The organism is Methanobrevibacter sp. (assembly GCF_015062935.1).
Lineage (GTDB): Archaea > Methanobacteriota > Methanobacteria > Methanobacteriales > Methanobacteriaceae > Methanocatella.
Genome location: NZ_SUTM01000021.1, coordinates 43254 through 49253 on the forward strand (window position 1 = coordinate 43254; position 6000 = coordinate 49253).

Here is a 6000-nt window from a genome sequence, read left to right on the forward strand (position 1 = left end):
AAAAGTTTCCATTAAAAAAAGTAAAATAGAAAAGAAAAAAGGAATCTATTCTTCATTTTCCCTTTCTTTTCTCTTATAGCCGATAATTAACAGTAATAATACAATGATTGCCAAAGCGACAAAAGTCATCATTGACTTGTCATCATCGACTATTTCATCTAATTTTTCTGTAATTTCGTAGGATTTACTTACACTCTGAGCACCTGAATCGGAACTGTCAGCTGAATTGGAAGTTTCACCTTGACCTCCACCATCAGAACTTGATGATGCAGCTGCATTGGATATCATTCCAACTGTAGATAAACTTGAATCATAATTAGAACTGTTTACTTTACTTTGACTGTTGGAATTGGTTGTTCCGTCAACGTTTGAATTTGGATTGGATGTGCTTGAATTGTAGTTTCCGGTAACTTTTTGGCCAGTATAAGTATTTCCCGGAATGAATCCATATGAATTTGTGTTTCCACTATCTCCAGGAGTATATGGTGTTCCAGGATTTCCTGTACCACTTCCGCCAGTGCCTGTGCCGCTTCCAGGTCCATAGTTGTTTCCAGATCCCTCATTGTTTCCATTTCCACCAATAGTTCTGCCGGTAGATGTACTTGATTCTGTTGTACTTGGATTGTAGTTGACTGAAGGATTGTTTCCATCACCCCCATGTCCTTTAGAATCATCATCAGGATTTACTTCTATTGGAGGATTTGAAGGTTCATCATCAACTATATTAGGATTCCAATTAATCATTTCTCTTTTAATCGGATAAAAACTGTCACGACTCATTGCTTTCCACACGGAATCGTCCGGCCCTGTCTTTCCCCAGTAGTTATATCTCATATCAATGTCCTGTTCACCTCCAATAACTCTTGAGTGGAATGTATTTCCGCTAGGTGCCACATTATCGACAATGTTTGTATCACGTACAGTGATATTCGCATATCCGATGTTAAATGCACCTCCACCGTTTAAAGCTCTGTTATTGGATATTGTAGAGTTGTAAATGTTTATATGGTCCTGAACATGGCCGTAGTACTCATATGAATTGTATTCGATAGCACCACCATATCTGGCAGAATTATTTGAAATAACACATCTTTCAATGATGAAGTTTTTGGAAATTTCCAATACTCCACCGCTTGTACCTGCAGTATTCAGCATAAATATTGAATCCAGAAGTTTTCCATCATTAGCTTTAGCATAAATAACTCCCCCATTGTTGGTTGCTTGATTGTAATAGAACTCTGAATTTTTAGTTTCAAGTATATTATAAGCTCCGTAAATAACTCCGCCGTTAAATTCACTGTAGTAACGGTAATTGTCCAAATCAACAGATCCTAATGACCTTCTTGTATCATTTGCTCTGTTGTTTACAAACTCACAATTATTAATTTTTAAATCAATATTGGAATTTGCAGAACGGGATGTTAAGCTATCGAGCGGAGATGAAATTACTCCTCCGATTTTAGCTGAATTTTTCATAAATGTTGAATTTTCCATTGAAATGCCGGTATTTTTAGTGTATATTACACCTCCCTCACCGACAGGATTTTCACAAAGTGAAGAGTAAGTGTAATGATATCCTGTAGTTATAGACCAGCTGCTTCCGCCAATTCTTATGGTACAGTAATCCAGTGATGTTAGTGCAGTATTATTCGCAAATAATGAATTTTTAATTGCTATTTCATTATTGGAATCTGTAAAGATAACTCCACCATGGACTCCTTGATTATTGTAGAATACTGATGAGTCAATATTCAATTTACCATAATCAGCAATAACACCTCCGGTATGACCTAAATTATTGTAAAATGCGGATGCATTAATGTATAGTTCTCCATTATTTAAAATAGCTCCTCCTTTACCGGTTTTGCTGCAATTAAGAGTGTGAGCTGATTTCATATCACCATCTTCATCTATTACGATATCATGGTCAAATATAGGATTTGAATTATCATAGTATGATGAGGAATTGCAGATAACAGAATTTACAATGGACAGTTTACCATTATTTATAAAGACTGATCCTCCATCTACATTATGTGCATTTTGGATGGTAATTCCGTTAATTGAAAGAATTCCGCTTTGTGTGATATTGAATAACTGGCTTGATTGCGCATCAATTACAACGTTTTCACCGTTGCTGTGTATAGTCACGTTCTTATCAATGAGTATACCAGTTTCATTGTAAAGTCCTGGACCCACATAAATTACAGCATGATTTAAACTGTTTTCAATGGCTTTTGTGATAGAAGCATATGGGCTGTAGATGCTTCCGTCTCCACTTTCATCACTGCCGTTGGCTGAAACATAAATGTCAATAGGTGAATTGTTTTTAATAGTTCCATATTTACTGTATACAGCTTCATCCGCTCTTTTAGATCCATTGGAACTTATTAAATAGTTATTAGTAATGCTGTTGTGTAAATTAATGTTTGATATTATCATAACTGCATAATCATCTCCGTTTACAGAAAATGATTCGATGTGGTTATTGATTACATCATTTTTTGTTGATGAGCCTTTGAAATAAACACCGGATTGGTCAGTCACATCTGAAGTTCCTTTAATTTCAATATCGTTCTGTTCAATGTATCCGAAATTGGAATTGGTAGCATAATATCCGTATATGGATGATGCATTTCCTTTTAATGTGTTTTTTGTAATGTTATCATACATTGATTTAGTGGATTCAATGAAAACTAATTTATTTGCATCCGAAAGGATAACATTGCCTGCAATAACATTATATTTTGATGAATCCATGAGAATTGCTTTAACATCATCTCCTTTAATGTAAAATTCATTGTTATTTATGTTATTGTAATCTGCTTTTCTCAATTCAACCGCTGAAATTCTATTGCCGTTCATATTAATGGAATTATTCTTAAATGTATTATTTTCCCCATTGCTAATAATCAGTATGTTTGATTTTGATGAATTAAAGCTGTTATTGATAATTGAATTGTTTGAAGAACTTTTAAGTTCAATTGTTGAATTTACAAAGTTAATGTTTGAAATTGTCACATTTGATGCTTTATTTAAGATTATTGAAACAGTAGTTGGAATGCTGTTGTCATATGAGCTGATGACAACCGGAGAGCTAATTTCCATTTTTTGGCCATTTGTCAAATTATATAATAATATTATACCGTTTTCCTCAATATTTCCTTTTATCAGTTGATTATTATTGAAATAGGTATTGAAGTTATTATCACTGACAACATATGAATTGGAATATATATTTACTTCAGATTCATTATTCGCATCAATTTTAGATATTGGATTTGTAATATTGGTTATAATTGTGTTGTTATTTATTGTAATGTTATTTACAAAGTTCATTGATGAAATTGCAGCATTTCCGATTCCCAGCACATCTTCAATTGATTTTATATTTTTCAAGTCTCCGCCAAATGCTGAAATTGTATTATTTTCAATTGTCACATTGCTTGAGCTGTAAACTCCTACACCATAAACACCATTGCTTTCGCTGTATAATGTATTGTTTGCAATTGTAGCGTTTTCCACCATATGCAATTCAATCAGATAAGCCATTCCTTCAGCATAGATTACAATTTCATTGTTTGTAATGCTGTTGTTGGTTAGTTTACCTATTAAATTAGCAAGAGCAATACCATATGCATAACCATCAGCTTTGATATTGATTTTATTGTTGTCAAATTCACTGAAAGCTATTGCATCAGTATAAATTGCTTCTGCCATTCCTGATGAAATAATAATGATTGTATTATCGTTAATTTCAAATCCTTTTGAAAATTCCCTGTTCAATCTTCCATAAGAATTCACCGCAGGTGCAGTAATACCGTAAACATAATCGGTTTTTGAGTTAATGTAAATATTATTTTTAGAAATTATTTCATTGTTACAAACTCCCTGAACTAAAATCACGGCATTTGATTTGCTTCCCTGCCTATAGATATCTGTGATGTTGTTTTCACTAATTGTAATGTCATCAACGTTGTTAATTATGACTGCTTCTTTATCATAATTGATGAAATTGAAATCTCTTAGAATGGATCCTTCTGCATCCCCTTCAAAGGTTATTGTAACATTGAATAGGAGATTGTCCATTTTATTGCTGATAACAGTAATTTTATCATCAAAGATTAGATTTTTATTGGTTAAAAATGTTAAAAAGACAACTTTTGGCTTATTTTCCTCAAACTTGTAAATGAAATATCCGTCTTCATCAAAGAACTGGTTGAAGTTATCATCATTAATTATAAGGGCTGTTGACTTTAAAATTACTCCATTTACAATATTGTCCATTTCAGTATTGGATTCCTTGTCGGTAATCTGTATATTAATACCTTCTGACCTGTTTGTTTCAATAATATTGTCTTTGATAATTGAATTATAAACCAGGCCTTCTATTGAAATACCATAACTTTCACTGGTTATCCTGTTGTCTGTAATGGTGTTGTTGTAGTATCTTACATTACTGTTCATTGTGGATGGTATTGCAATACCAATACTGCTTGTAGTTATAATGTTTTTGCTAACAGTATTATAACTACCTAATATTGAAACACCTGAATCATGATTATTTTTTACTTTATTGTGATGAACGGTAGTGTTTTCACCTGTAAGCGATATACCTATTCCATAATTACCAATATTAATGTTATTGTTATATGCTTCTATATTGTTTGATAATGACATACCGACTGAAACATCATTAAAGGTCACATTATTGTCATATATTAAACCTTTTGAACCTTCAGCACAGTCAGACCTGATACCTGTCTGCTGGCTTGTTCCACTTAAAGTATTGTTATAAACTGTAAATTCACTTCCGCTAACAGAAATACCAACTGCGCTGTTGGTAACTGTATTTCCATAAACTGATACGTTATTACCATTTAAATTAATCCCGATTGACCCTTTAATAATCGTATTATTCGCAACAACTGTGCCGTCGTGGCTGGCATATTCAAACTGTAATATTATAGACATTGGTAATGTACAAAATCCTTTCAGATAGTTGTAGGAAATTATGTTGCCTTTACATAATGGACTTCCAGAATAGTCGGCATGACTAAATGGATTAAAGTAAATCAAATTTGTAACAGACATATCTGAATATGACAGGACTTCTAAACTATTATGTGAAATCAGGTTATAGTGTGAGTCTCCCATAATAATATTTGTACTCACGTAAGTTTTCATGTCATTGTAAATAATCCGATTATTACTGGACCATCCCATAGGCATTGCATAAACTCCTCCGGAATTTGCTATTCTTATTGTATTGTAAGAAATTAGATTATTATTGGAATGTGATAACCATATACCATGTAGTTGACCTACAGTAACACCTAGGATTTTTAATGTAGCTTTTGTATTATTAATAGTTAAATTTGTAATTGTTGATCCATCACTTCCTTTAATCAGATGTATAAAACCATTTTTTATCTGGTCATTTGGAGTAATGGGCATTAAAGTTAGTTGGCGGTCAATAACAAATGCTCGCTCGGAAATATTTCCAATTTTCAATGTATCTCCACTTGAAATACTGGCGGTTTTTAATATTTTACCAGTTCTAACATCAAAATAATTTTCATAGTTATCCTGTCTAATTTCAATGACTTTACCTTCCTCAGCACTTAAATTATCATCAATTTGGATATCTGTGCTTGATGCCTGCAGTATATGCTCGTTTATAAGAGATGTATTTTCATTTCCGGATATAGTTTCATTATTTGCAGCAACAAAATTTAATGATAACATTATGAAACAAATAAACATTAATGAAATCAATATTTTTTTCTTATTTATCTTTTCACCTCCCTTTACATTTAATCAAATTAAAACATAATCAATTCTTTTTTATTTTTTATAATATCCCATTGATTATAATTTAAATATTTATTTCAAAATTATTTAAATATTCTCCATGTTTTTTAAAGGCACTTTCAAGAACTTAAGTGATTTTTAGTAAAACGCATTGTCTTCATCCCAATACTTCAGTTTCAAATCGAA

The 6000-nt window shown here is 32.1% G+C and carries 1 protein-coding gene; it reads right to left on the bottom strand.

The annotated features are described in order from the left end of the window. Positions 1-45: 45 nt before the first annotated feature. Positions 46-5748: a right-handed parallel beta-helix repeat-containing protein gene (locus E7Z81_RS09780; protein WP_292747096.1), complete on the bottom strand. Its 5703-nt coding sequence runs from the start codon at positions 5746-5748 to the stop codon at positions 46-48. Positions 5749-6000 lie beyond the last annotated feature (252 nt).